27 protein-coding genes are annotated in these 25,081 nt (G+C 51.1%); 11 read left to right on the plus strand and 16 right to left on the minus strand.

Annotated features, from left to right (window positions below; all coding sequences use genetic code 11):
• Positions 1 to 77 precede the first annotated feature (77 nt).
• From KO503_RS08330 to KO503_RS08365, 8 genes are read right to left on the minus strand one after another with little or no spacing between them, the layout of a single operon-like run.
• On the minus strand, positions 78 to 980 hold the full coding sequence (locus KO503_RS08330) for an energy transducer TonB family protein (RefSeq protein WP_215991087.1): 903 nt from the start codon (positions 978 to 980) through the stop codon (positions 78 to 80).
• A complete protein-coding gene (locus tag KO503_RS08335; protein WP_215991088.1) occupies positions 977 to 1,399 on the minus strand; it encodes an ExbD/TolR family protein in 423 nt (140 codons plus the stop codon). Before KO503_RS08335 ends, KO503_RS08330 begins: the two co-directional genes overlap by 4 nt.
• Before the next feature lie 2 nt (positions 1,400 to 1,401).
• Positions 1,402 to 1,779: an ExbD/TolR family protein gene (locus tag KO503_RS08340; RefSeq protein WP_215991089.1), complete on the minus strand. Its 378-nt coding sequence runs from the start codon at positions 1,777 to 1,779 to the stop codon at positions 1,402 to 1,404.
• On the minus strand, positions 1,776 to 2,462 hold the full coding sequence (locus tag KO503_RS08345) for a MotA/TolQ/ExbB proton channel family protein (protein ID WP_252731000.1): 687 nt from the start codon (positions 2,460 to 2,462) through the stop codon (positions 1,776 to 1,778). Before KO503_RS08345 ends, KO503_RS08340 begins: the two co-directional genes overlap by 4 nt.
• 36 nt (positions 2,463 to 2,498) lie before the next feature.
• Positions 2,499 to 3,254 carry an iron ABC transporter ATP-binding protein gene (locus KO503_RS08350; RefSeq protein ID WP_215991090.1) on the minus strand — a complete coding sequence of 252 codons (756 nt, stop codon included), beginning with the start codon at positions 3,252 to 3,254 and terminating at the stop codon, positions 2,499 to 2,501.
• Positions 3,251 to 4,192, minus strand: a complete 942-nt coding sequence (locus tag KO503_RS08355; RefSeq protein ID WP_303505110.1) for an iron chelate uptake ABC transporter family permease subunit — start codon at positions 4,190 to 4,192, stop codon at positions 3,251 to 3,253. The genes KO503_RS08350 and KO503_RS08355 overlap by 4 nt, the downstream gene beginning before the upstream one ends.
• A complete protein-coding gene (locus tag KO503_RS08360; RefSeq protein WP_215991191.1) occupies positions 4,185 to 5,138 on the minus strand; it encodes an ABC transporter permease in 954 nt (317 codons plus the stop codon). Before KO503_RS08360 ends, KO503_RS08355 begins: the two co-directional genes overlap by 8 nt.
• A 36-nt stretch (positions 5,139 to 5,174) precedes the next feature.
• Positions 5,175 to 6,065 (minus strand): siderophore ABC transporter substrate-binding protein, encoded by an 891-nt coding sequence (locus KO503_RS08365; protein ID WP_215991091.1) that lies wholly within the window; start codon positions 6,063 to 6,065, stop codon positions 5,175 to 5,177.
• Positions 6,066 to 6,184: 119 nt separating this feature from the next.
• Between KO503_RS08365 and KO503_RS08370 the strand changes: the two genes are divergently transcribed.
• The 8 genes from KO503_RS08370 (at position 6,185) to KO503_RS08405 (ending at position 11,562) form a co-directional block, all read left to right on the plus strand.
• The gene (locus tag KO503_RS08370; RefSeq protein ID WP_215991092.1) at positions 6,185 to 6,475 is read left to right on the plus strand and encodes a DUF2218 domain-containing protein; all 291 of its coding nucleotides are present in this window, start codon (positions 6,185 to 6,187) and stop codon (positions 6,473 to 6,475) included.
• A gap of 242 nt (positions 6,476 to 6,717) precedes the next feature.
• Positions 6,718 to 7,329 (plus strand): ribonuclease D, encoded by a 612-nt coding sequence (locus KO503_RS08375; protein WP_215991093.1) that lies wholly within the window; start codon positions 6,718 to 6,720, stop codon positions 7,327 to 7,329.
• A 58-nt stretch (positions 7,330 to 7,387) separates the two neighbouring features.
• Entirely contained in the window at positions 7,388 to 8,350 is a 963-nt protein-coding gene (locus KO503_RS08380) for a KpsF/GutQ family sugar-phosphate isomerase (RefSeq protein ID WP_215991094.1), read from the plus strand.
• A 9-nt stretch (positions 8,351 to 8,359) separates the two neighbouring features.
• Complete coding sequence (gene lptC, locus KO503_RS08385; RefSeq protein WP_215991095.1) at positions 8,360 to 8,959, plus strand: LPS export ABC transporter periplasmic protein LptC; 600 nt, start codon at positions 8,360 to 8,362, stop codon at positions 8,957 to 8,959.
• A 19-nt stretch (positions 8,960 to 8,978) separates the two neighbouring features.
• Positions 8,979 to 9,485, plus strand: coding sequence for a lipopolysaccharide transport periplasmic protein LptA (gene lptA / locus KO503_RS08390; protein ID WP_354667580.1), 507 nt, complete (start codon positions 8,979 to 8,981; stop codon positions 9,483 to 9,485).
• The gene (lptB, locus tag KO503_RS08395) at positions 9,486 to 10,223 is read left to right on the plus strand and encodes an LPS export ABC transporter ATP-binding protein (protein ID WP_215991096.1); all 738 of its coding nucleotides are present in this window, start codon (positions 9,486 to 9,488) and stop codon (positions 10,221 to 10,223) included.
• A 252-nt stretch (positions 10,224 to 10,475) separates the two neighbouring features.
• Positions 10,476 to 11,051 (plus strand): ribosome hibernation-promoting factor, HPF/YfiA family, encoded by a 576-nt coding sequence (hpf, locus tag KO503_RS08400; RefSeq protein WP_215991097.1) that lies wholly within the window; start codon positions 10,476 to 10,478, stop codon positions 11,049 to 11,051.
• A gap of 46 nt (positions 11,052 to 11,097) precedes the next feature.
• Positions 11,098 to 11,562, plus strand: coding sequence for a PTS sugar transporter subunit IIA (locus KO503_RS08405; protein ID WP_215991098.1), 465 nt, complete (start codon positions 11,098 to 11,100; stop codon positions 11,560 to 11,562).
• 9 nt (positions 11,563 to 11,571) lie between these two features.
• Here the strand turns inward: KO503_RS08405 and KO503_RS08410 are convergent, their stop codons facing one another.
• From KO503_RS08410 to cysQ, 8 genes are all read right to left on the minus strand, one after another.
• Positions 11,572 to 12,975 (minus strand): nodulation protein NodH, encoded by a 1,404-nt coding sequence (locus tag KO503_RS08410; protein ID WP_215991099.1) that lies wholly within the window; start codon positions 12,973 to 12,975, stop codon positions 11,572 to 11,574.
• Positions 12,976 to 12,978: 3 nt separating this feature from the next.
• Positions 12,979 to 14,676, minus strand: a complete 1,698-nt coding sequence (locus tag KO503_RS08415; RefSeq protein ID WP_215991100.1) for a beta-1,6-N-acetylglucosaminyltransferase — start codon at positions 14,674 to 14,676, stop codon at positions 12,979 to 12,981.
• The gene (locus KO503_RS08420) at positions 14,673 to 15,605 is read right to left on the minus strand and encodes a glycosyltransferase family 2 protein (protein ID WP_252731001.1); all 933 of its coding nucleotides are present in this window, start codon (positions 15,603 to 15,605) and stop codon (positions 14,673 to 14,675) included. The genes KO503_RS08415 and KO503_RS08420 overlap by 4 nt, the downstream gene beginning before the upstream one ends.
• A gap of 285 nt (positions 15,606 to 15,890) precedes the next feature.
• Positions 15,891 to 16,910 carry a glycosyltransferase family 2 protein gene (locus KO503_RS08425; RefSeq protein WP_215991102.1) on the minus strand — a complete coding sequence of 340 codons (1,020 nt, stop codon included), beginning with the start codon at positions 16,908 to 16,910 and terminating at the stop codon, positions 15,891 to 15,893.
• A gap of 12 nt (positions 16,911 to 16,922) precedes the next feature.
• Positions 16,923 to 17,909: a UDP-glucose 4-epimerase GalE gene (galE, locus tag KO503_RS08430; protein WP_215991103.1), complete on the minus strand. Its 987-nt coding sequence runs from the start codon at positions 17,907 to 17,909 to the stop codon at positions 16,923 to 16,925.
• Between the two features lie 8 nt (positions 17,910 to 17,917).
• Complete coding sequence (locus tag KO503_RS08435; RefSeq protein ID WP_215991104.1) at positions 17,918 to 18,814, minus strand: UTP--glucose-1-phosphate uridylyltransferase; 897 nt, start codon at positions 18,812 to 18,814, stop codon at positions 17,918 to 17,920.
• 182 nt (positions 18,815 to 18,996) lie between these two features.
• On the minus strand, positions 18,997 to 19,797 hold the full coding sequence (locus KO503_RS08440) for a 3-deoxy-manno-octulosonate cytidylyltransferase (protein ID WP_215991105.1): 801 nt from the start codon (positions 19,795 to 19,797) through the stop codon (positions 18,997 to 18,999).
• On the minus strand, positions 19,797 to 20,594 hold the full coding sequence (cysQ, locus tag KO503_RS08445) for a 3'(2'),5'-bisphosphate nucleotidase CysQ (RefSeq protein WP_215991106.1): 798 nt from the start codon (positions 20,592 to 20,594) through the stop codon (positions 19,797 to 19,799). Before cysQ ends, KO503_RS08440 begins: the two co-directional genes overlap by 1 nt.
• A 146-nt stretch (positions 20,595 to 20,740) precedes the next feature.
• Between cysQ and KO503_RS08450 the strand changes: the two genes are divergently transcribed.
• The 3 genes from KO503_RS08450 (at position 20,741) to dnaJ (ending at position 25,024) form a co-directional block, all read left to right on the plus strand.
• Positions 20,741 to 21,562 carry an ABC transporter permease gene (locus tag KO503_RS08450; protein WP_215991107.1) on the plus strand — a complete coding sequence of 274 codons (822 nt, stop codon included), beginning with the start codon at positions 20,741 to 20,743 and terminating at the stop codon, positions 21,560 to 21,562.
• 317 nt (positions 21,563 to 21,879) lie between these two features.
• Positions 21,880 to 23,796 carry a molecular chaperone DnaK gene (gene dnaK / locus KO503_RS08455; protein ID WP_215991108.1) on the plus strand — a complete coding sequence of 639 codons (1,917 nt, stop codon included), beginning with the start codon at positions 21,880 to 21,882 and terminating at the stop codon, positions 23,794 to 23,796.
• 73 nt (positions 23,797 to 23,869) lie between these two features.
• The gene (gene dnaJ / locus KO503_RS08460; RefSeq protein ID WP_215991109.1) at positions 23,870 to 25,024 is read left to right on the plus strand and encodes a molecular chaperone DnaJ; all 1,155 of its coding nucleotides are present in this window, start codon (positions 23,870 to 23,872) and stop codon (positions 25,022 to 25,024) included.
• Positions 25,025 to 25,081: the final 57 nt, after the last annotated feature.

Raw genomic sequence — 25,081 nt, forward strand, 5'->3', positions numbered from 1 at the left:
AGGCCTTATGGCCTCCCCTTTTTCATGTATGGGTACAAGGTGGAGTAATTGAAGCTGACCAACATATGGTTCGCGGACTAGCGCGAGAACCTCATAGGCAGACTGAAGCTGTATTGTGAATCCGTGAGACCTTTTGGTGCCGCTTTAAACTTTCGCGCCGCATTCACCGCCTTGATAGCCGCCTGATCCAATGCAGCATTGCCTGAAGATTTCGCCAAAGAGACACCCAACAGTTGACCAGATCTGCTGACCGTCAAGCGCACTGTGACGGTGCCTGATGCATTTCGAGCCGCAGCCGGATAAAGCTTGCGCCGTTCTATGCGCATGCGAATGCCTGCCCCCCAACTGGCGCGCAAATCGTTCAAAGTGGCTTTTGACAATGTTGCAGCCTCTGATGTGCCCCTTGATCCAGCTTGCGCACCACCGCCTGCCCCGCTTGCACGTTGGGCAGCACGGGCTGCTGATGCAGGCGCAGCTTTCTTTGCTGGTTTTTTTGCCACTTTGGCCGGTGGCATTGACTTGGTTACGGCTTTTTCAGGGGGCGCGGGCCGTGGGATCGGCTTGATATCAGCAATGGCTGGTTCAATTTCCGGTTCGGTGGGGGGCTCAACGGCCACCGGTGGCGGCGGCAGGCTGATATCTGCCTCTGGAAGTGCATCTGCAACAGATGGCAGCGCCATGGGTGAGGCGACTTGTGGCAAGCTGGGTGCAGCATCTAGGGCCGTGCGCAATGCCGGTGCTTCGATGTTGTGAACAGGCTGAGGAGGAGTGACATCTGGTGTCGTTTCTATTTCAGGCGGTTTGTCCCATGCCTCAACCATCTCGGCAATGGAAGCATCCGCCGCTTGCAATGACACCAAACCCTCTCCGCCCGCACCAGAGGAGACCGCACCAACGGATGCGGGGCGCAATGCAAAGGCTCCTAAATGTAGCCCTGCGGCCATTGCTATGGCCGCGGCTGCCTGTAAGCGCGCACTCATGGCGTACCTCCTGATTGTGCGACCAATTCAATTTGGGCAAAACCCAACTTGGAAATCTCGTGCAAAAGTGCAGCAAGCTCTTCTGCCGCCAAGGCAGTATCTGCACGTAGCGTCAGTTTAGGCTTGGCCTCCTCGCAGTCGTTTATCTCACAATATGCGGTTTGCTCGGCAGCCAGCATCTGTAACGCTTCCTTCCCGGTCGCATCCCTAAACCCAACACGGGCATCGGCGGCGATATACAATGTAAACTCACCCTCCGCTTCGGCCTCGACCTGTGCCGAGGGAGGGGTCACTTCGAACGGCTCAGGGGGCGTCATCTTGGCAGAAATCAGAAAGAAAATAAGCAACAAGAACACAACGTTAATCATGGGCAGCAGATTTTCTTCTTTCCGCTTCGGTGCTTGGGTGCTGAAATCCATCTCTATTCCACCAATACAAGGCGAGAAAACCCCGCCGCCGTTAGCCCATCCATGACATGAACGAGTGCTTGCAAGTTTGCCTCGTCGCGCGCGCGTAAAATGATCGCATCTTCGCCGCTCTCTGTGAGAGTTTGCAGGGTTTCGATCAATTCATCTTGGCTCATAACGACCCCGTTTAGCCGCACTTCATTCGCAACCAGTTCCACCAGTCGCGGGGGGCCGTTATAGCTTCCGCCCGACCCGGTCACCGTCAGGGGCAACGCCCGATCCGCGCCAAAGCGTGAGGCCAGCATGAAAAAGACCAACAGCAAAAATACAACGTCGATCATCGGCGTCAAATTTGGTTTTCGCCTAGGTTTTTCGATGCCGAAACTGATCATTCGGCCGCCTGTTGGTTTGATTCTACCTGTGGTGCACTATGCAAAATCTGGGTGGCACTGTCTTCCATATCATGGCGCAGACGGTCCAGAACACTTTCAAACCATGTCAGCGCAATGGAAGCAGGGATCGCCACTGCCATGCCGGCTGCCGTCGTCAAAAGCGCCTCCCAGATACCGCCCGCAAGAGCGGCAGGATCTGCGCGTGACCCTGCCTCTTGCAAAGCTTGAAACGCGGCGATCATACCTGTCACAGTCCCTAAAAGCCCAAGCAAAGGCCCGATTGTAGACGCCAATTCCAAACCCCGCAGCCCCGCACGCGCCCGCAACAAAAGCGCACGGGCCACACGGGCTGTTTCGGCCTCGGCAGCGGCCTGATCAAACTCTGATTTCAATCTGGCTTGCATCGCCGCAGAGGTCAGCATCGCGCGTAAAGACCGCCGCGAAGCCAAGGATGCGATCGCCTCGCGCGTCTGACCTTTGGCCCAAAGCGCAAGGGCGGCTTCAGTGTGCTTGCCACCAGACCACGCTCCAAGCGAAAGCAAGCGCATCGTTTTCCATAGGATCAAAGCAACCGTGATGACCGAAAGAATGGCGATGGCCCACATTGCGGCGCCCCCCATGCTGACGAAAGCCAAAAGTTGATCAAAAGCCACCTGCAAAGGTCCGTGTGTCATAGTTTCCATCGTGTTTCACTTTTCTATTTGGCTTAGGTTTCAAGATCACAAGTGGTGAAGGACAAGCGGTTTGCCCTCAATCTGAGTGACACGCAGTTCCATGTCATAAATATCGCCCAACACTTGGCTGGTACAGACCGCTTCAGGGGGACCTTGTGCGGCGATACGTCCCGCTTTCATTGCAATGACATGATCGGCCCAAGCTGCGGCGTGATTGATGTCATGCACCACGACGACAACACTGCGCCCAGCCTCTCGCAACGCGGCAAGCTGCGCCATGATGCGCCGCGCAAAGGCCATATCGAGAGCCGCCAGAGGTTCATCCAACAGCAACCAATCCGCCCCCTGCGCCAAGGTCATGGCGATAAACGCGCGTTGCCTTTGTCCACCTGACAGCTCTTCTAAAAAACGGTCACCGAATGTGGTCAAGTCAAGAGCCTCGAGTGCTTGTGCGATCAACTGCTCATCTTCGTTCGTAGGGCGGCCTTGATGATGCGGCCAGCGGCCAAACCCCACCAATTCGCGCACGCGCAGACGGCTGCCAAGGGTGTTGGTTTGCGACAAAACCGCCATCATCCGCGCCAGATCGCGCGTTGGCGTCTGCACAATGTCAGCTCCATCAACAGATATGCGTCCCGTTTGCAAAGGCATCAAGCGACCAATCAGAGACAAAAGCGTTGATTTCCCAGCACCATTAGGCCCGACAAGCGCGGTGACCTTGCCCTTAGGGATTTCAAGCGAGATATTTTGCAAAACCGGTGTTTTGCCAACGTTGTGACTCAGCTGTTCCACACAAATCATCGTGTTCGCCCTTTCAACAAAAGCCATAAGAAAAACAGGCCGCCGGCAAATTCTATCACCACCGAAAGCGTCGACTGCAATCCTAAGATGCGTTCAAATAAGGTTTGGCCTGCAACAAGCATGAAGGCAGCAATCAAGATTGCCATGGGCAACAAACGCGCATGGCGAGCCGAGCCCGTAATCTCGTGTGCGAGACCGGAAACAAGCAAGCCAAAGAAGGCAATTGGCCCCACCAGTGCGGTTGCGACAGAGACTAAAACGGCCACAATCATCAAAGCGATTAGCACAAGCCGATCATGCGCCAACCCAAGAGATATTGCGATTGGACGTCCAAGTGCCAGTACATCTAAACGAGACGACAACCACAGCGCCATTCCGATTGTGCAAAGACACACCACGCTCGTCACGGGCAACAAATTGGGTTCAATACTTGTAAAGCTCGCAAAGCTTGCCGCCTGCACCACCGCGAATGCGTTTGGGTCGATGATCCGTGCCAAAAAGGTTGAGAAAGATCGAAACAGCACGCCTAAAATCACACCCGTCAGAACCAATCGCGCCACATCCTGTGTTCCACGGCCCAAGAGGGTTCCAAACAGCAACAGAGCGGCCAAGGTCATAACTGCAACCTCGGCTCCGAATTTCATCGAGATGGACAAGCCAGCATAACCGCTGATGCCCAGCCCCGCGACCATTGCAGTTTGCATCAGGATATAGAGGGCATCAAACCCCATGATTTGAGGTGTCAAAATGCGATTGCGACAAACGGTTTGAAACACCATGGTCGCGACAGCAATAGACGCCCCAACCAGCAACATTCCGATCAATTTAGGGGCGCGCAAGCCCAGAATGAATTGCCATCGCGGACCCAACCCCCAAAACAAATAGACTCCGCAAGATGCGATAAGCGCGACAATCAAAATGGCAAAACGTCTATCCACGAGCTGGCTCCCTATAGAGCAGCCACAGAAAAAGGCCAGAGCCGACAACGCCTAAGATCGTGCCAACAGGAACTTCATAGGGAAAGCGTACAAGACGCCCCACGATATCACAGGTCAACACAAGCGTGGCGCCGCCTGCTGCCGTCACAGGTAGGGTCGCGCGCAAATTGTCCCCCATACGCCGCGCCACGATATTGGGCACCACTAGTCCGACAAAGGGGATCATTCCAACGGTTACAATCACCAACGCTGTGACGACAGAGACAACAACCAAGCCAAGACGCATAACAGCATCCGGATTCAGGCCAAGACTTGTTGTGGTCTCACGTCCAAGGCCAAGGATGGAAAACCGATCTGCGGCAAACCATGCCAATGCGGCGGCACCCGCCGCGAACCAAAGCAACTCATAACGTCCGGCAATAACACCCGAGAATTCTCCGGTCATGAGCCAGATGCTAATGAGCTGCAAAAGGTCGGTTTGCCAGCCGACGAATGTGACAATAGCGCCCAGGACGCCTGACAAGATCAGCCCGACCACAGGCACCAATAGCACCTCACGCGCAGGCAAACGGCGGATAAGGCGCAAGAACAGCGCCGTTCCGGCCATGGCTGCAAGGCTTGCCACCACCATTTTCACCCAGATTGGCGATGCGGGGGCAACAATCGTCACAGCCAACAAACCAAATGCGGCGCTTTCTGCCGTGCCTGTTGTCCCCGGTTCGACAAATCGATTGCGCACCATTTGCTGCATGACCACTCCGGCAATCGCCAAAGCTGCCCCTGTCAAAATGACCGCCACAGTGCGCGGCAATCGAGACACAGTCATGATCAATGACATATGCGGATCACTGCCGAAATCGGCAAAACCAATTCCGGCAGCGCCGATCAACAAACTTGCGACCGACAGTGGCACCAAAAGGCCAATAAGAATGAACGTCGGGCGCATGCGTTTACCGGCCAAGGACGCACCTCGGCCCTTTGCTTATTTGGAGAATGCAGTCGTTAATTCAGCTAACGTAGTGCTGAGCGAGGTGTAACCACCGCCAGCGATATACAGCGGCGCCGCGGACAAGTAGATGATCTGATCTTTTTGTGCGGCAGTTGTGCCTGCAACCAAAGGATTGTCCAATGTCGTGTGCGCTGATGCGGCCTCACCGATGGCGACACTACGGTCAACCACGATCAGCCAATCTGGGTTCACTTCGGCAATGAATTCAAAAGAAACAGCATCACCATGGACCTCTGGATTCAGGTTTTCGAATGCCTCAGGCAAATCAAGGGCTGTGTGAATCCAACCAAAGCGCGACCCGCGACCATAAGCCGAAACTTTTGGCCCATTGGTCATAAGGATCAAAGCCTTTCCTTTGCCGGTTGCAGCAGACTTTGCAGTGTCCAGTTGCACCTCAAGTGATGCTTTTAGTTCGGCGGCCTCATCTTGCTTGCCGAACAGCGCGCCATAGGTTGCGATATTCACCCGCGCGTCCGCGATCGTATCTTCACCGATCGTCATATCAAGTGTTGGGGCAATTTTTGACAAAGGCTGAACCTTAGCCGCAGAACGCCCGCCCGCAATAATCAAGTCTGGAGTTAAATTGGCGATAGCTTCCATATTCGGCTCAAACAACGTCCCCACCGTGGCAGCGTTCAGGTCGCCTAAATAATCAACATAAACCTTGTCAGGCACACCGGCCAACGACACACCCAAAGCTGACAATGTGTCAATGGCGGCAATATCAAGGGCAACGACGTTGGACGGGTTCGAGGCGGTCGTCATCTCACCTTGAGCGGTTTGAATGCGAATATCTTGCGCCGTAGCGGCAGATACAGCGAACAGTGACATGCCAAAAAACGCGGCACAGAAAGTGCGGATCATATCTCTCTCCATCAATGAACGCGTGGCTGAAAGTCTGGCTTCGCTTTATTTTCAAGGAAATAACGACTTGCGTTCCGAAGGTAAAGATATAAACGTACTAAAAAAGTCAGGAATTTGAAATGCTCAAATCAACAGCCTATTACCCGACACAACACGGGTCAAAATACCTACAACAATTGTGCAAGCATTTTGCTCATAAGGTTACTGTTACCAATGATGACAAACACGGAGCTGTGGCGCTTGAAGCTGGCCCCGCCGAGCTAACTGCAGATGAGAATGGCCTGACAATCACTGTCACTGCTGAAGACGCAAAAGGGATTATTGGGGCGCGCTTTGTGTTCGATATTCATCTTGTAACCTTTGCGCATCGCGAAGATTTTATCGGGCTAATCTGGGTGATGTTGCCCTAGATTTTTGTTCAGGCATTTTTTGCCTCTGTTCATAATGCTCAAAATGCGTTGAGCCCTTTCTTAAACTCATGGTGTTGATCCTGCTCTTGCCGCAGATCCAATGATCAACGAGAGCCTCTACCGGTACGCTCGCTTGATATTCAGCTGCGTAGCTACGCGCACGACATCTTGGTTAAACTTGCCCGCGTGCCGACAAGTGCTTATGTCACATATTAAATGCCAAACTGTGCAAGAGGCCTGATGTGACGAATTTCTTATACAAATGTGATCTGCCCGATGATCTTGACCTTGGGCCGATGGTCGCCATTGATTGTGAAACCATGGGCCTCAACCCACATCGAGATCGTTTATGCCTAGTACAAATGTCTGGTGGCGACGGACATGCGCATATGATCCAGATTGCGCCCGATCAGACAGAGGCCCCCAATCTTTGTAAGATACTGGCGGACCCTAAAGTATTGAAACTCTTTCACTATGGTCGCTTTGACATCGCAGCGATGTTTAAGGCTTTTGGAACGTTGGCAGAGCCCGTTTATTGTACCAAAATCGCATCTAAACTCGTGCGCACCTATACAGACCGGCACGGGTTGAAAAACCTATTGGAACAGCTTCTTAAGGTTGATATCTCAAAGCATCAACAGATGAGTGACTGGGGCGCACGTGATTTAAGCAAAGCCCAGCTAGACTATGCGGCATCAGATGTTTTGTACCTCCATAAACTGCGAGACCGATTGAATGAAATGCTTGTGCGCGAAGGCCGCATGGCGCTGGCGCAATCGTGTTATGACTTCCTACCCACCCGCGCGCTACTGGACCTAGAAGGCTGGCCTGACGCAGATATTTTTGCACACTAAAGACCCGCACTATTATGTTCATGCATGACCACCAAACGCCGTTCAAGAAAGATGCCCAATGACTCAGTCTCAAACATTCCTAACCGTTGGAAAGCGCGTGATCCGTCGCGAAGCAGATGCCCTCACGATGCTTGCCGATACTTTAGGAGACAACTTTGTCGCCGCAACATCTTTAATTTTAGGGGCCAAAGGGCGCACCATCGTCACCGGCATGGGCAAATCTGGACATATTGCACGTAAAATTGCCGCCACATTTGCCTCTACTGGGACACCCGCACATTTTGTTCATCCCGCAGAAGCAAGCCACGGTGACCTTGGGATGATCGGCAAAGATGACGTTGTTTTGGTCCTGTCGAATTCAGGCGAAACCCCGGAGCTTGCCGACCTGATCGCCTTTACGCGTCGGTTTCAAATTCCTATGATCGGTGTCGCCTCCAAGCCTGAAAGCTCTCTCATTCGCGCCAGTGACGTACCACTTATTTTACCAAAAGCCGAAGAAGCCTGCGACCAAGGTATTGTGCCCACAACGTCAACCACAATGACGCTCGCGCTTGGCGATGCCATCGCCATCGCATTGATGGATCACCGTAGCTTCACCGCCGACAACTTTCGCATGCTTCACCCCGGCGGCAAACTCGGCGCACGCCTGACAAAAGCCAGCGACCTGATGAACACGGACATGCCCCTAGTCACTGCTGGCACTCCGATGCGAGCTACGCTTGATGTTATCTCAGCCAAGGGTTTTGGTGTCGTAGGTGTTTTGGGCGATGATGGGCAGCTCGCAGGCATTATCACAGACGGAGATTTGCGCCGCAACATCGACGAACTACTTACCAAAAAAGCTGGAGACATTATGACGGAAAATCCGATGACGATTGCCGCCGATGCCCTTGCTGAAAAGGCACTCGCGCGCATGGATGAACGTTCTATCACCTGTCTCTTTGTGCGAAATTCCGCCGAAGATGGCACGCCTTGCGGCATTCTCAAAATTCAAGACTGCCTTCGCGCAGGCATTGTGTAAGAAAGCGGTATGGCCCGTTTTGACAATCTACATTCTCGCCTTGTTGCACGTGCAAAGATCTTTTTGCCTCTGGCCAGTCTTGCGATTTTGGCGACGCTTTTTTTATTCTCGCGCAACCCTGGCACAATCTCAGATATTCCCTATGCCCGCGTAGAAATTGAATCTTTGGCACGCGAGCAAAGACTGGATGAGCCAACCTTTGCTACGGTAACGGATGATGGAGCACAGTTGAAAATCTCGGCGACGACCGTTCGTCCAGATCCGTCAAACCAAGACGTGGTCAACACAACGCACATACACGCGGAACTCAAAATGCCAGACCAAAGCGCTGTATCGATGTCAGCCAATGACCTGGTTATTGACGGACCAAGCAATATCGCCGAATTGTCAGGTGGCGTTCAACTTGAAACGACTACAGGCTATTTGATCACAACAAACCGTATCGCTGCGAAATTGAACATGTCAAAAATTGAAAGCCCTGGTGAAGTGCTCGCGCAGGCTCCAACTGGCGAAATTTCGGCTGGGTCCATGGAAATTTCACAAGACACCTCGACGGGTGACTATGTTCTGGTTTTCAAAAATCGCGTTAAGCTGATATACCAACCATAAGCAAAATTTGGGGATCAAAGTGCAGTTATTCAAATCTATTTCGATTTCGACCATTGTCGCAATTGGGCTGACCCTTTTTCAGGCCCCTGCCTTTGCACAGGGCACTCAAATTGCCTTTGGTGGCTTAAAACATGACAGCACCCTGCCGGTTGAAATCACCTCAGATCAGCTCAGTGTCGATCAATCCACCGGCAAGGCCGTCTTTTCTGGCGATGTGTTGATTGGTCAAGGGGCTCTGCGCCTCACTGCCAGTACTGTCGAAGTGATTTACGACACGCAAGATACCAATGAGATTTCCCAACTTATTGCAACTGGCGGCGTAACGTTAGTAAACGGTGGTGAGGCCATCGAAGCACAAAAAGCCGTCTATGATATCAATGCTGCCTCAGTCACCCTGTCCGGTGACGTTATATTGACCCAAGGTCAAAATGCTCTATCCGGCCAACGCATGGTGGTTGATTTGACCTCAGGCACTGGCCAAATCGAAGGACGTGTAAAAACGATCCTTCAAACCGGAACACAATAAATGACCGACACTCCTGAATTGGGTCTACGCGTCCGCAATCTACGCAAAGGCTATCGCAAGCGCACCGTAATTAGAGACGTCTCACTTGACCTCAACCGTGGTGAAGTTGTCGCTTTGCTTGGGCCAAACGGGTCGGGAAAAACCACCTGCTTTTACTCAATTGCTGGCTTAGTCACACCTGAGGCGGGCGAAGTGGTTGTGGACGGTCTCGATATTGCGATGCTGCCCATGTACCGACGCGCTAAACTCGGCATTGGATACCTGCCACAAGAAGCATCTATCTTTCGCGGCCTATGCGTTGAGGACAACATTCTCGCCATTTTGGAAATTTCAGAGAGCGACCCATTGATTCGCCGCGAGCGCTTAGAAGAATTGCTCAGTGAATTTTCCATCGGCCACCTGCGCCGCGCGCCCTCTATCGCATTGTCGGGCGGTGAACGACGTCGCGTCGAAATTGCGCGTTGTTTGGCCGCAAATCCGTTTTACGTGTTGTTGGATGAACCCTTTGCAGGGGTTGATCCTATCGCTGTTGGAGAGATTCGCAGCCTTGTGTCCGACCTTAAAAACCGCGGTATCGGTGTGCTCGTGACAGATCATAACGTTCAGGAAACATTAGGAATTATCGATCGAGCGTATATTTTGCATGATGGCCAAGTTTTGATGTCAGGCACAACACGCGAAATCGTCGAGGACGAAACAGTACGCCGCGTCTATTTGGGTGAAAACTTTCGGTTTTGATAACCGTCGCTACAGCTTGTGGTTGACATCCCCCCCCATTGTGCAGCCAAATACCCTTGATGCATAACCATCGTTTCACAAAATGTGGAGTGGCCCGTTTGGGCCCAGACCACACCGACGTATCCCCAACCGCAAGATTGGGACACCAGAAACGTTCGAGCATCAAACCCCCGCAATTCACAAAATCCAAAAGATCCACATGCTCGCACTATCTATGCGACACGTGGTTCTAAATAACGAAAAGGAGATATCATGCGGTACCAAATTAGCGGAAAGCAAATCGACATCGGTGAAGCCCTTCAAACCCATGTCAAAACGGAACTTGGTGTTATCGTTGACAAATATGCAGAACGCCCAACCAATGTGACCGTGATTTTTTCAAAAAGCGGCGCAGAATTTAACTGTGAAGCTGTGGTACATCTCTCAACAGGCCTCACGGCACAAGCCAATGCACATACGCATGACATTTATGCTGCATTCGACCAATGTGCCGAAAAAATGGAAAAGCAACTGCGTCGTTACAAGCGTCGCTTGAAGGATCATCACTCTCACCGCTCCGAACCGGTTGAACTTGCAGGCGCTTCATCGTATATCCTCGCCGCAACGGAGTACGAAGAGGATCAAGAACCTGATTCCTTGCAGCCGATGATCATCGCTGAAATGGAAACTCACATTCCGACATTGTCGGTGGGTGAGGCAGTCATGCAGATGGAACTTGCGGGCGCACCTGTCGTCGTGTTCCACAAAGAAGGAAAGACCGGAGTGAACGTCGTATACCGCCGCCCTGATGGGAACATCGGCTGGATCGACCCCAACAACGCGAATTAGGATCTTGGCCCGCCTCGCGCGACGGCCGAGGCGGGTAAATATACAAATGGAACTTTCTGAAATTTTGCAGCCAGAGGCCGTCAAAGTCTTTACCAAATTGACAAGCAAGAAACGCCTTTTCCAAGACCTAGGGGAAGTCGCGTCCGCGTGTTACGGCCTGGAAATCAACTCTGCGATTAATGCGCTTCAAGAACGTGAAAGCCTAGGGCCCACAGGTGTTGGTCATGGCGTCGCACTGCCGCATGCCCGCATCGAAGGATTAGACCGCGTGGTCGGCGCATTTCTACGCCTTGAAACGCCACTTGATTTTGACGCGGTGGACCGCCAGCCCGTTGATTTGGTCTTTGCACTATTTGCACCCGCCGAATCTGGCGTAGATCACCTAAAGGCTTTGGCGCTTGTGTCGCGCACAATGCGTAACGCCGATACCTGTACAAAGCTGCGCTCAAATACCGATGCGGCTACACTTCATGCGATTTTGACCTCTGCTCCCGTCACAAAAGCGGCCTAGGCCAAAGTCTCAGCGCCAGCTTTTAAACCCAAAGATCATGTAATCTTTTTGATAAGCCCCGCGTACCGCAGCCTCAACATCTGCATCATAGATATCCTCCAATGCAAATGGGGTATCTTGAGCGGACTCGGCTAAAGTAGATTCTTTGGCCCCAGGCAACCGAGGCAGTTCTTGCGCCAATTCGTCTTCACGAAAAATGTGATCCGGCACCGCAAAATCAGAAAACCCATTGATGACTTCTGACTGCGACGCCCAGCCACCATCCACACGGATAGAGGTCTGGCCCCCAAGATTGCCCTTCACGAAATTGGCAAACTTTATGAAGCTCTCGCGGTGTGCATCTGGAGATGTATTCGGCCCATCGGCAGGCAGAGACAGTTTATATGTGCTTCGCAATTGCTCCCGAATTTCGCCAAAAGTGTCATCAGTCACAACTGCGATATACTTACAAAACGTACGGTGAAGTCGGACAACAGGGTGAGACACCACAGTAAAGCTGCGATGCCCCTTATTGGTACGCTTCCAATTTCTCAATGTTTTTTGACTGAATCCCTCAATGAGGCCTTGATTGTCACCTAGAGACGCAAGCCAGTCTTTGAGAGCGCCTACCGGCCCACCACGAACAGGAAGATACAAAAGCGGCGCCCCATTTGACGCGACAAAGGTGGGCACAGCAGGCCCGCGACGCGGCTCGAAATTCGGTGTATTTGACAAATTGAAGTGATCGATGGACGACAGCGCACTGACCATTTCAGCGTAATTGACAACTTTATCTTCAAGGCTGGACGGGTTTTGGACCTTGGTCTTTTGCACCGTTTTTGATCGCGGTTCATCTACACCTAAATACTTTGCCAATCCGTTGAGCACATCAATGTCTTGAACGTCTTCGTAGGCGATATAAAATGCTGTCTGGCCACTGGCCTGAAGGCTGCGCAAAATCTTTTTCTGAAACGCCTTTACGGCATCAAGCATCACTTCGAATTCGGTTTGATTAAACTCGATTTTCGCTGTTCGGGCATCTTTTAAATCGCCCAAACGCCATTGACCTGTAGCACCTGCAATTTTGCGCGACACATAACTTTCAAGCGGATTGCGCGTCAAAATGATTTTGGCACAACGCGGATCATTGATGATTATGTCAAACATACGCGGGTCGTGATCATGGAAGTAGCGAAATCCATCAAGCCCGCTCGACTTGTTTTTCAGCACGTCCAAAAGCGCCATAGGGTTCGCTTCACGCTTATCAACGGTGATACCGCCAAAATCTTTATTGCTCGGCTTTCCGACAAAATGCGGATTATAAATTTCTCCCCAACACTTAAGCCCTGGGTAAGAATTTATATTTTCTTCGAGAAAGTTGGACCCCGTCCGCATTTCAGCAAAAATTACAAAGTAGTCATAACGTTGAGGCATAATTTATTTCACCAAGTAAGGTTTTTTGCGCTCATACGACGCGCTTTCAACTTCTGACCCCATTGGGAAATCCCCCATGAGGTGCGGGTGCATACCCTGATTTTTCAAGTTTTGAAGGAACTGCCCAAAACCAGTCAAGTCACGCATTCGTGGTGCTTCCGTCAAGCGGCGTATATTACGCGGCCCAATTTCGTCAATGATAGCTTGCAGCGGCTCCATACGACTGTCGATAAAATCTGCCATAGTCCAAATGCGTACGCGCGCTTTGACATGCTGAGATCGCAAAATATCTAAATGTTCTGCTTCAATCTTTTGTAGGCGTGCGGCTTCTCGGCGAATGTCCGAAAAATTTCTGTTTGATCGGAACAACGTCACGGCCCAAGCCCCAGAAATCACCGAAATTTGCGCATTAGGGTCGGTCGCGATCAACCAATTGATTTCTTGATTGTCACGCGGCCCAAACATAAAACACTGCCGCTCGCCTCGCGTGTTCCAAATGATGTTGGTCAAGAACCCACACGGGTTGTAATCACGCAGTGCTGCGTGATTTGACAGCGCCCCCGCAAATACGTTTTGATTGCCTGAAAATTCGACCCCTTCGGGCCCGAACAAATGCCCATGTGCCCGCGCACTGACAGCCTGAGACAACCATTGATCAAAATCTTCAAACAGATCCGAAAATCCTTCAAAAATGGAGTATGGAGCTGATGTTTTGCCTTTGCCTTTACCATGCGCTGGCTGGCGGCTTTGCATATACAATCCGTCGCGCCCCATGGTCCGGCGTTCAACCGCTTTTGAAAAAATGCGATCAATCTTGCCAGGGTTAGGCTCTGCCCCCTGCATCGGGTTGATTCGGGTGTTTAGAAACGTATTGTACAGTCGATCAGCTTTGCTCCAAATTTTGCGCGCCACAAAGCAATCAGAGCGCCGCAAGAGCTGCAAATGATCGTCGTAGAAAATATGCGGTTTGCCTTGATAGTCAAACTTTGACAACGTCAAAGACCGGCTTTCAATATTGTTGGAATACAGCCGAACCAACGTTTGATAGTAGCTCTCGTCAGGAATCCATACCTTTTTGAAATAGTTGTCGTAAACCTTGCGATCGGGGTCCTCAAGAATAGCCGACAAAGTTTGGCGCGTCAGACACCACCATTGTGACCCTAAATGTGGTACAAGGCCGTCAGGTATTTGACGCTGAAACCCCAATCGCCGCTGCAAAGACACATAGCGATCGAACAATTTGCGCTGACGTTTCCAAGAGAACGGGAAGCGCAAGGTGAACCGTTCGGCATCCAGACCGCCCACAGTCCACGGCACGTCTTCTGTCGTGACACTTTCGATGAAATTGGTCATCGGGCGCGACTCTAAATATTTGATAAGGTCGTTGACCGGACGCAGCGGCAAGCAAGACCCGGATGACAGGTACACGTGGCGCACATCTGTAAAGCTTTTAAGCATCAGCTCGGACGCGTCTTGTGAGGCCGCCACCAGAGACCACGTGCCCCATTCGCAAGTGTGGCGCTTGGAAAACTTAACAATGGCCAAATCGGACAGGCTGTCAACGAAGGGCAAGTAAATGTCTTTTGGCACGCGCTTGTCGACGTGAATCACGACAGGGCACCCGTGGTCAGCAAGATGGCGCGCAACCTCTTCGGCGCGGTGAAGCGCATCATGCACCAACATGACGAATCCGACACTCATGCCCAATTCCCTTTTGACATCAGCCCCAAAATTTCAAGCTGGCGCCAGTTGATGTATTTCTCAGACCAATTGCACCACAGCTCTGGGTCGTCTTTTATTCTGTTGTGATAGGCCAAATATTCTCGACTGCCCGCGTAATGCTGGCGACGCTGCATTTCTTCTTCGGTCTTTTGAACAAAAGTATTCAGAAACTTAGTGTGCAGCAATGCGCCCGAAGCCATTTCACCGCCAGACTTCTCATACACATAATTCAAACGTCGCGGCAAAAGCATATGGGTTGAGTGCATATAGACGTAATCTTTATGCCATTTCACCAATGGAATTTTGTTCAACGAAGGCGCATTATATGGATCGTCGCTAAAGAACAATCGCGCGCGTGGCCCGCCCTGAATCCACAGGTTGTGGAACTCGGGATTTTTCGACAGCATATAATTTCCGCTGTCAAACCACTGGGCAATTTCCATCGGGTCCTGACCATCTTGATACGGCTGCGCGTCAATAGGCCCCTTGGGATACATGTCGATCAGCATCGCTGAAAAGGATTTGATGCCAGAGCTGTCCAGCCAATCCGTCAATGCAGGAATGGGGCGCGTATCACAAAATGGAAAGACGAAAAATTCGTCGACATCCACCGTCAGTGTCCAGTGATTGTGACAGTATTTACGCGCGATCCAGTTCATCCAATGAACGCCAAATAATGAATCCCGATAGCTGGCCGTTGTGTGCCAGATTGAGACGTCATCAGCGCCCATCAAGTATTCGCGCGATCCATCATCACTGTCATTATCGACAAACAAGAAATGTTTCACACCAAGGTCACGATAATACTTCATGAAATAGGGCAAGCGAATGCGCTCATTGCGCAATGTGCAAACCAACAAAACATCTTCTTTTTCGATACGCTTTGTATTGTTTTGAACGCAGCTCAATTGGCGACTCTTGCGAAATGCGCGCACAAGTCGCTGTTTGCGACGAAGTCTAAGGCGATATTGCTTTAGTCGGCTCACTGCTGCCCTTTTCCATATCGTGTGGGGTTGTGTGATCCCCTAGTACTGCGCAGGCTTTGAAATCTACTGTTCGCAAGCCAATCACATCAGTGCAAACAGACAGCATCTTAAGCTGGCAGTCCTTCTTTTGTCTAATTAAATAGGGACTTATTCCGTTTTCGTAAACAATGCATTGTCAAACTGGAAACAAATTTACCAGAGATTTGACTACAGCCAATCTCCGCACGTCAATAAACCATCCTCTTCCAGTCCACGCCAGCCACGATAAGACTGAGATGCATCATCCCAAAGGACAGGGTCAGACAGGACATGTTCGTAATACGCGTTGTAATCTTGCGGATGAGTAAAATGTTCTTGGCGTACCGCCTCAGCGGTCGAGTGTTTCAACGCTTCATCTAAAAATTTTGCATGCAACAACACGCCTGTTGGCAAATTATAGCGCGCATCAAACCCGATATTTAGCCGCGTCGGCAGAATAATGTGGGTTGAACTGGCATAAACATAGCGCCAATTCCATTTGATCAAGGGTGTTTTATGCATATGCGGCGCAAGGTCAGGCGCGTCTTTGAAAAACTTGCGTTTTCGAGGGCCACCTCGAATAGAGATATTCCGATATTTGGGCTGCAATTCCCACTCATAACCCTGCGCATCGTAAAACTCCAAAGCCTCCGTAAACGGCGTTCCGATGGTGTAATGTGCCTCAGTCAATCGCGTCTTAGGGTACAAATCCAACATCAAGGCTGAAAAGACAGGTACGCCACGCGCGTCCAACCAATCCGTAAGGCCGCGCAAGTTTTGACTGTCGTGATGCGGAATGACCAGCGCCTCATCCGCATCAAGCGTGGCGCACCAATGCCCGCGCCCATAGCGCATTTGCAACCATGTGAGCCAATCCATTCCAAATCGCGATGCACGGTAACTTTTAGGTGTGATCCAAAGCGATACGTCACTCTGCGACTTCAAATACTCTGTGGTTCCATCGTCGCTGGCGTTATCGACAACCAGAAAATGAGAAACACCAAGCGCCCTGTGATGGTCTAAGAAATAAGGCAACCGCACACTTTCATTGCGCACGGTTGCAAAACACAGGATATCATTTGACTGGATGTCTTTGGTTCGATCGACGGCACAAGACAGCTCTCGACGCTTGCGTATCGCACGCAACAGCAGCCTGCGATGCTTAAGGCGCAGCTTATATCTGCGCCAAGCCTCCCGTAAAACGCTCATCTGGTCGTCTGATTACTTGTCATAGTGACCATTTTGGTGCCAATTCCACGCGTCTTCAATCATAGTTTTCATATTTGACCGTTCTGGTGTCCAGCCAAGCTCGGTCACAGCGCGCTCAGAGCCTGACACCAGCTTGGTACAATCGCCGGGGCGACGGTCACCTTCGACATGCGGCACTTCTTTGTTTGTGACGGCGCGCGACTCGTCAAGCACCTCACGTACAGAAAAGCCTTTCCCCGTACCCAGATTGAACAAACGGCTGCCTTTGGCGTCTTGCAGCCATTTTAGCCCCAAAACATGCGCATCGACCAAATCACATACATGAACATAGTCACGAATACAGGTGCCGTCTGGCGTATCATAATCTGTACCAAAGATTGTCAGCGCATCGCGCTTTCCAGCAATCGCGTCCAGCATAAGCGGAATAAGATGCGTCTCAGGCTGATGAAATTCACCCACTTCGCCATCGGGGTCACAACCCGCCACATTGAAATAACGAAAAATCACACTTTTCAAACCATGAGATTGTTCAAAGTTCGCCAAAATATCTTCGATCGCACGCTTAGACGCACCGTAGGAATTGATCGGCAGCTGTACAGAGTCTTCGTTTAAAACGACATTGTCTTGGTCGCCGTAGGTCGCACAAGTAGATGAAAACACGAAATTCAGACATCCGGCCTCTGCTGCGGCCTCAACCAGCTGCAATGACCCTATGACGTTGTTACGCCAATATTTCCCAGGGTCCTTCATGCTTTCGCCAACCTGACTAAAGGCGGCAAAATGCATCACAGCGATCGGTTTATGTTTGGAAAAAACCTCGTCCAAGCGGGCACGGTCCAACAGATCGCCTTGCTCGAACGGACCAAACTTGACGGCCTCTTCCCAACCTGTCGATAGATTGTCAAACGTTACCGGCACATAACCAGCCGCACGCAATGCTTTGCATGCGTGCGACCCAATATAGCCGGCACCGCCGGTCACAAGTACATTTTTAGTCATTTCAACCCTTACTGTGCTGCTGCGCGTGTCGCGGATAATTCATCAAGATATTCTTGAAGTTCATCCCGAAGCTCTGGCCGCGACAAACCAAATGAGATCGATGCTTGAAGGTAACCCGCTTTAGAACCGCAATCGAACCGTTGCCCCGCGAACCGGTATCCAAACACATCACGACCAGCAGTGATCTCATCCGCAATTGCATCGGTCAATTGAATTTCGCCGCCTGCACCTTGTTTCATGTGATGCAAGTTTTTCATCACATCAGGAGACAAAATATAACGGCCAATCACAGCCAAATTGGATGGTTCAGTGCCAGGCGCTGGCTTTTCAACCATACCCTTAACAGACACAGATGCCCCCATATCTTCTTTGACATCCAAAACACCGTAGGAGCTAACCTTACTTTTAGGCACTTCCATCGCCGCAACCATTGAGCCACCAGTGTCCTGATAGGCTTCGACCATTTGTTGAAGACAGGGCTTTTCCCCCGCGATGACATCGTCAGGCAAGATCACAGCGAAAGGTTCTTTCGGGCTCAAAAGACGACGCGCACACCAAACAGCGTGACCTAGGCCAAGCGCTTTGTGTTGACGGATATATGCGATCGCGCCGCTGTCCATATTGGTATCTTTAAGAATCTCTAGCATTTCGGTCTTACCCTTTTTGCGAAGCTCTTGCTCCAACACGGGGGAATGATCAAAATAATCTTCAAGGGCGCCTTTGCCACGTGAGGTCACAAAAATAAATTCTTTGATGCCAGCAGCACGCGCTTCGTCAATTGCGTATTGGATCAAAGGACGATCAACAAGCGTCATGATCTCTTTGGGAATCGATTTTGTCGCCGGAAGGAAACGCGTCCCCAAACCTGCAACTGGGAAAATAGCTTTCGTAACCTTACGTGTCATTTTTACTCCTTCGTCCTCGGCATTGAGGACCATCAATTTTTTTTACGAACCTTACCTTACGTCGAAGACGCGTGTTCGCCAGCGCACATAGGGCAGCTTGACTGTTTTATGGCACAGTTTTGCAACGCCGCTTAATAAGTATCCATTTACAAGGCAAATATGGCGAAAATTGCACATTGGAATCAATTAATATGCATTTCACTCATCATGCGCTCTAGGCGTGGAACATCCTCTGGGTTGTTAAGCTCCCAAAACTGCCGCCCGCGCGCCTCGACCTCAACGCATAGCACAGGCCTATCTCGCTCCAAAAACCGTAATTGTTCCAAACCTTCCAAAGTTTCAAGCGGTCCCGCAGGCCACTTTGGATAGGCGTCCAACGCAGAAGGCCTATAGGCATAGACTCCAACGTGATGGAACACTGGAGTTGCATCATCATCGGAAAAGGCTTGCGACGTAAAGGGCACAACTTCTTTCGAGAAATAGAGCGCCTTTTTATCTGCACCGAAGACAGCCGTAGTGCCGCCAACACGTCCATCACGGCGATCCGCCAAAAAGCCATTCAATGCACGGCCATCACAGCGCAAAACAGGCGTTGCAACTTCGGCAGCCGGATGAGCCTGCAGACCTTTGATCAAATCTTCGACGAACCAAGCTGGCGTTAAAGGCGCATCGCCTTGCAAGTTAACGACAATATCATAATCACCGTCCAGGTTTCCCAAAGCTTCCGCGCAGCGCTCGGTCCCGTTTGCACAAGTTTCTGACGTCATAACAACCTCAGCTCCAAACGCCTCGGACGCCACACGGATACGATCATCATCTGTTGCAACGACAACTTTATCAACGCCTGAGACCGACATAGCAGCATCCCAGCTGCGACGAATCAAAGACTTTTTTTCGCCAGAAGCGCCCGTCAATTCGACGAGCGGCTTTCCAGGGTATCGTGTCGAGGCATAGCGAGCCGGAATGACAAGAAGAACAGACATCAGGCGGTCTTCAACTCTACGCCTGGCGCATAGGCAATAAAGAACGGATTGGCGTAATCGTCTTTGCCATATGTCAGTGGTTCATGGTTGTCGAAACGTACGACATGACCACCAGCACCTGACAAAACAGCGTGACCAGCTGCGGTGTCCCATTCCATCGTACGGCCAACACGCGGGTACAAATCAGCCTCGCCAGTAGCGACCAAACAGAACTTCAAAGAGGAGCCAGCGGATTTACTATCTTTGACGCTATACTTGTTGATGTAATCTTCTGTCGCCTGATCGCGATGCGATTTAGAAGCAACGATCAACAAGCCTGCATTGTCAGGTTTAGACACTGAAATCTTGTTGAGCGCGCCGATGGTGTCTTTAGCGAAAGGACCCACTTCCTCATAAGACTGCCCATCCGCACCGGTGATGAACAAACGGTCTTTGGCTGGCGCATAGACAACACCACGTGTTGGAACGCCATTCTCAACAAAAGCGATATTCACTGTAAAATCACCCCGACGATTGATGAATTCTTTAGTGCCATCCAGTGGATCAACGATCAGAAACGTATCAGCGGATAGGCTATGTGAGTCAGCTTGCTCTTCGGTGATCAATGTCACATCAGGAAACGCAGCCCGTAGACCAGCAGAAATGGACGCATCCGCCGCCTCATCCGCGATCGTGACAGGGCTATCGTCTGACTTGGACTTCACTTCAAAATCATCGGAGTTGTAAATTTCCATGATTTTGTCTCCAGCTTCGAGTGCAAGTGTGCGCATGATCGAGGTAAGTTTTTCGAAATCCAAGGTCTGGCTCCTAATAAATTGTGTCGCGCGCACTGAATACGCGCGCACATTGATAACTTTACGTTACGGCTTTATGCTATGTTGCTAAAGGAACAGCAAGAATTCACTGCTACCCTGATGTGAAAGCTGTCACAGGATTATTGACCATGTTTCATTATGCTCAAAAACAAAGCGGCCTATCTGCTGCCAGCACGATTTTGAAACTCGTTTTTCACAACACGGTACGCCACGTCAGAAAAACGCACGGGAACCCGCTTCTAGGGCTCGCAATCAATATAATGCAAACACTGATCTTGGTGGTGGTCTTCGTTTTTATGTTCTCCATCCTCGGATTGCGCGGCAACGCAATTCGCGGTGATTTCGTCTTGTATATCATGACGGGTGTCTTTTTGTTTTTGACTCACAATAAAGCACTCGGTGATGTCATGGGGGCAGAATCCGCCACATCACCGATGATGCAGCACGCGCCAATGAACACCGCCATCGCAATTACGTCGGCCGCGTTGAGCTCCCTTTATATCCAAGTACTATCTGTCGTAGTCATTCTAACCGCCTATTCTGTGGGCTGGGGCACAGTCACGTTTCAATACCTGCCCGGCGCAATCATGATGTTGTTGATTGCTTGGTTTTCCGGCGTAGCGATCGGTATGGTCTTACTGGCTCTGAACCCATGGTTTCCACAATTCACGAAAATCGCTCAAACTATTTACACGCGTGCCAACATGATCACGTCAGGTAAAATGTTTGTCGCCAATCAGATGCCCGGATATATTTTAACGATGTTTTCGTGGAACCCTTTGTTCCATTGTATTGATCAAGCGCGCGGGTTCACATTCGTAAACTACTCACCACATTTCAGTTCTGTGATGTACCCTGTCGTATTTTCGCTCATCTTCATTACCATAGGCTTGCTCGCTGAATTTTTCACACGCAAACGCGCATCTGCAAGCTGGGGCGCTGGGCGCTGATCGCGACCTCCCCCAAAAGCTGCTCGTGAAAAATGTCATACAATCGCCGAAGTAGCATATGTAATCTCTTAAATCATTTGCTCTAAAATTTCATCTGCTAGGACTATTTTGGCATTTTTTACAAGGAAACGACATTTCAGCCCCCTGTTTCCCTAAATTTTGTGCCGTTGAGCGTCACGACAACTTGCAGGGGCCAAATCGTCTCCCTATATACGCCGAGAAGCATTGATCGGGCTTACCCGATTTAAACCATGGGATTGACAAAGAGTGCCTTCGGGGCTCGGCGTCATAACATCGCCTAGAAGAGGATTTTGAGCATGGCCAAAGTCATTGGTATTGATCTCGGGACAACCAACTCCTGTGTCGCAATTATGGATGGTTCGCAACCGCGCGTCATCGAAAACGCTGAAGGTGCGCGGACAACGCCGTCCATCGTCGGCTTTACTGAATCTGAACGTCTCGTCGGTCAAGCCGCGAAACGTCAGGCAGTAACAAACCCAGACAACACAGTGTTCGCTGTGAAACGCCTTATCGGTCGTCGCGATGACGACAAGCATTTGGCAAAAGATAAAAAGAACCTCCCTTACGCAGTTGTCGATGGCGGCAACGGTGACGCATGGGTTGAGGTGCGCGGCGAGAAATACTCACCGTCTCAAATCTCTGCCTTTATCTTGGGCAAAATGAAAGAAACCGCTGAGTCCTACCTCGGTGAAGAAGTCACACAGGCTGTCATCACGGTACCTGCTTACTTCAACGACGCGCAGCGCCAAGCAACCAAAGACGCCGGCAAAATCGCTGGCCTGGAAGTCTTGCGCATCATCAACGAGCCGACAGCTGCGGCTTTGGCCTACGGTCTTGATAAACAAGACACCAAAACCATTGCAGTCTATGACCTTGGCGGCGGTACGTTCGATGTGACCATATTGGAACTCGGCGACGGCGTGTTTGAAGTGCAAGCCACCAACGGCGATACCTTCTTGGGCGGCGAAGACTTTGACATGCGTATCGTGAACTACCTCGCGGACGAGTTTAAAAAAGAAAACGGTGTAGATCTCACCAAAGATAAGATGGCGCTTCAACGTCTCAAAGAAGCTGCCGAGAAAGCCAAAATCGAGCTGTCCTCAAGCCAGCAAACAGAGATCAACCAACCGTTTATCTCTATGGACCCCAAAGGTGGTCAACCTCTGCACTTGGTGATGAAACTCACTCGTGCGAAGCTTGAAACACTTGTGAGCGACTTGATCAAAAACTCGATCAAACCGTGCCAAGCTGCGCTCAAAGATGCGGGCCTATCTACATCTGACATCGATGAGATCGTTCTCGTTGGCGGTATGACACGTATGCCTAAAGTGATCGAAGAAGTGACAAAGTTCTTCGGCAAGGAGCCAAATAAAGGCGTGAACCCTGATGAAGTTGTTGCCATGGGCGCGGCTATTCAGGCTGGCGTTTTGCAAGGCGACGTAAAAGACGTTCTGCTGCTTGACGTGACACCACTTTCTATCGGTATCGAAACTTTGGGTGGCGTCTTCACACGCTTGATCGATCGCAACACAACGATCCCGACCAAAAAATCTCAGGTTTTCTCAACAGCCGAAGACAATCAGTCTGCCGTGACCTTGCGTGTGTTCCAAGGCGAACGTGAAATGGCCGCTGACAACAAAATCCTTGGTCAGTTCAACCTCGAAGGCATTCCGCCAGCACCACGTGGCATGCCACAAATCGAAGTGACTTTTGACATCAACGCCGACGGTATCGTCGAAGTTGGCGCCAAAGACAAAGGCACTGGCAAAGAGCAGCGGATCACAATCCAAGCCTCTGGAGGTCTGTCCGATGATGACATCGAGAAAATGGTGAAAGACGCGGAAGAAAACGCGGAAGCGGATAAAGAGCGCAAGGATCTTGTCGAAGCCAAGAACCAAGCGGAAAGCTTGATTCACTCCACCGAGAAATCTCTGCAAGAGCACGCGGATAAAGTTGATCCAACGACAGTGGAAGCCATCGAATTGGCAATCGCTGCACTCAACGATCAGCTCGAAACTGAAAACCCAGAGAAAATTCGCTCTGGCATTCAAAACGTGACTGACGCAGCGATGAAACTTGGTGAAGCGATCTACAAATCGTCACAAGCCGAAGCTGCGGCCCCAGAAGGCATGGACGACGCAGAAGAAGGTCCTTCCAGCGTAGATGACGACATCGTCGACGCTGACTTCGAGGATCTCGACAAGCGCTCGTAACCCGCATTGAAATTCGGTGAGCCGGCGCAAATCTATCTTGTGCCGGCTGCCGCTTTTCTGGAGGACATGATCCATGGCAAAACGCGATTTCTACGAAGTGCTTGGTGTTGCCAAAGGCGCCGATGCTGGTGAATTGAAAAAAGCCTATCGCAAAAAAGCGATGGAATTTCACCCGGATCGCAACGCAGACAACCCCGAAGCAGAAGCCAAGTTCAAAGAAGCGAACGAGGCCTACGACACACTTAAAGACCCTGACAAAAAAGCCGCCTATGACCGCTATGGTCATGCTGCATTTGAACAGGGTGGCATGGGCGGCGGTGGACGTCCCGGTGGAGGACACGGCCAAGGTGACTTTGGCTCAGCCTTCTCAGACGTCTTCGACGACCTTTTCGGCGACTTTATGGGCGGACAGCAACGCGGCGGCGGGCGATCCCGTGCGCAGCGCGGCTCAGACTTGCGCTACAACATGCGTATTCCCCTAGAAGACGCATACTCTGGCACACAAAAAACAATCACCGTTCCGACATCCGTCAGCTGCGGTGGCTGTAATGGTACGGGCGCTGCAAACGGCGCGGAACCACAAACCTGCCCATCTTGTTCGGGCATGGGAAAAGTACGTGCGCAACAAGGCTTCTTTACTGTTGAGCGCGCCTGCCCTGCTTGTGGTGGTATCGGCCAGATGATCAAAGACCCTTGTGGGCAATGTGGTGGTGCAGGTCGCGTTGAAAAAGAGCGCTCCCTGTCTGTCAATATTCCCGCCGGTGTCGAAACAGGCACACGTATTCGCCTAGCTGGTGAAGGCGAGGCTGGGCTGCGAGGCGGACCAACCGGTGATCTGTATATTTTCATCGAAGTCCAACCCCACGCCTTGTTTGAACGTGACGGCGCGCATCTGCATTGTGCCGTGCCAGTCTCTATGTCGTCCGCCGCACTTGGCGGCGATATCGAAGTGCCCACCATTGACGGCGGACGGTCGCGGGTGAAAATTCCCGCAGGCAGCCAATCTGGTCGTCAAATGCGCCTACGCAACAAAGGTATGCCTGCTCTGCGTGGCGGCGGCCAAGGCGACATGTTCATTGAGCTTGCTGTTGAAACCCCTGTGAACCTAACATCTAAGCAAAAAGAGCTGCTGCGTGAGTTCGACAACTTGGGCGAAGACAAAAACAATCCTGAGAGCTCAACCTTCTTCAAAAAGGTCAAAAGCTTCTGGGATGGCATGAAAAGCTAAGTATTACTCTTAACCCGCAGTATTCATCCTGCGGGTTAAGAGGTGTTAACTAAATTT

The sequence above is a fragment of the Pacificibacter marinus genome, assembly GCF_018860505.1.
In the GTDB taxonomy this organism is placed as follows: domain Bacteria; phylum Pseudomonadota; class Alphaproteobacteria; order Rhodobacterales; family Rhodobacteraceae; genus Celeribacter; species Celeribacter marinus_B.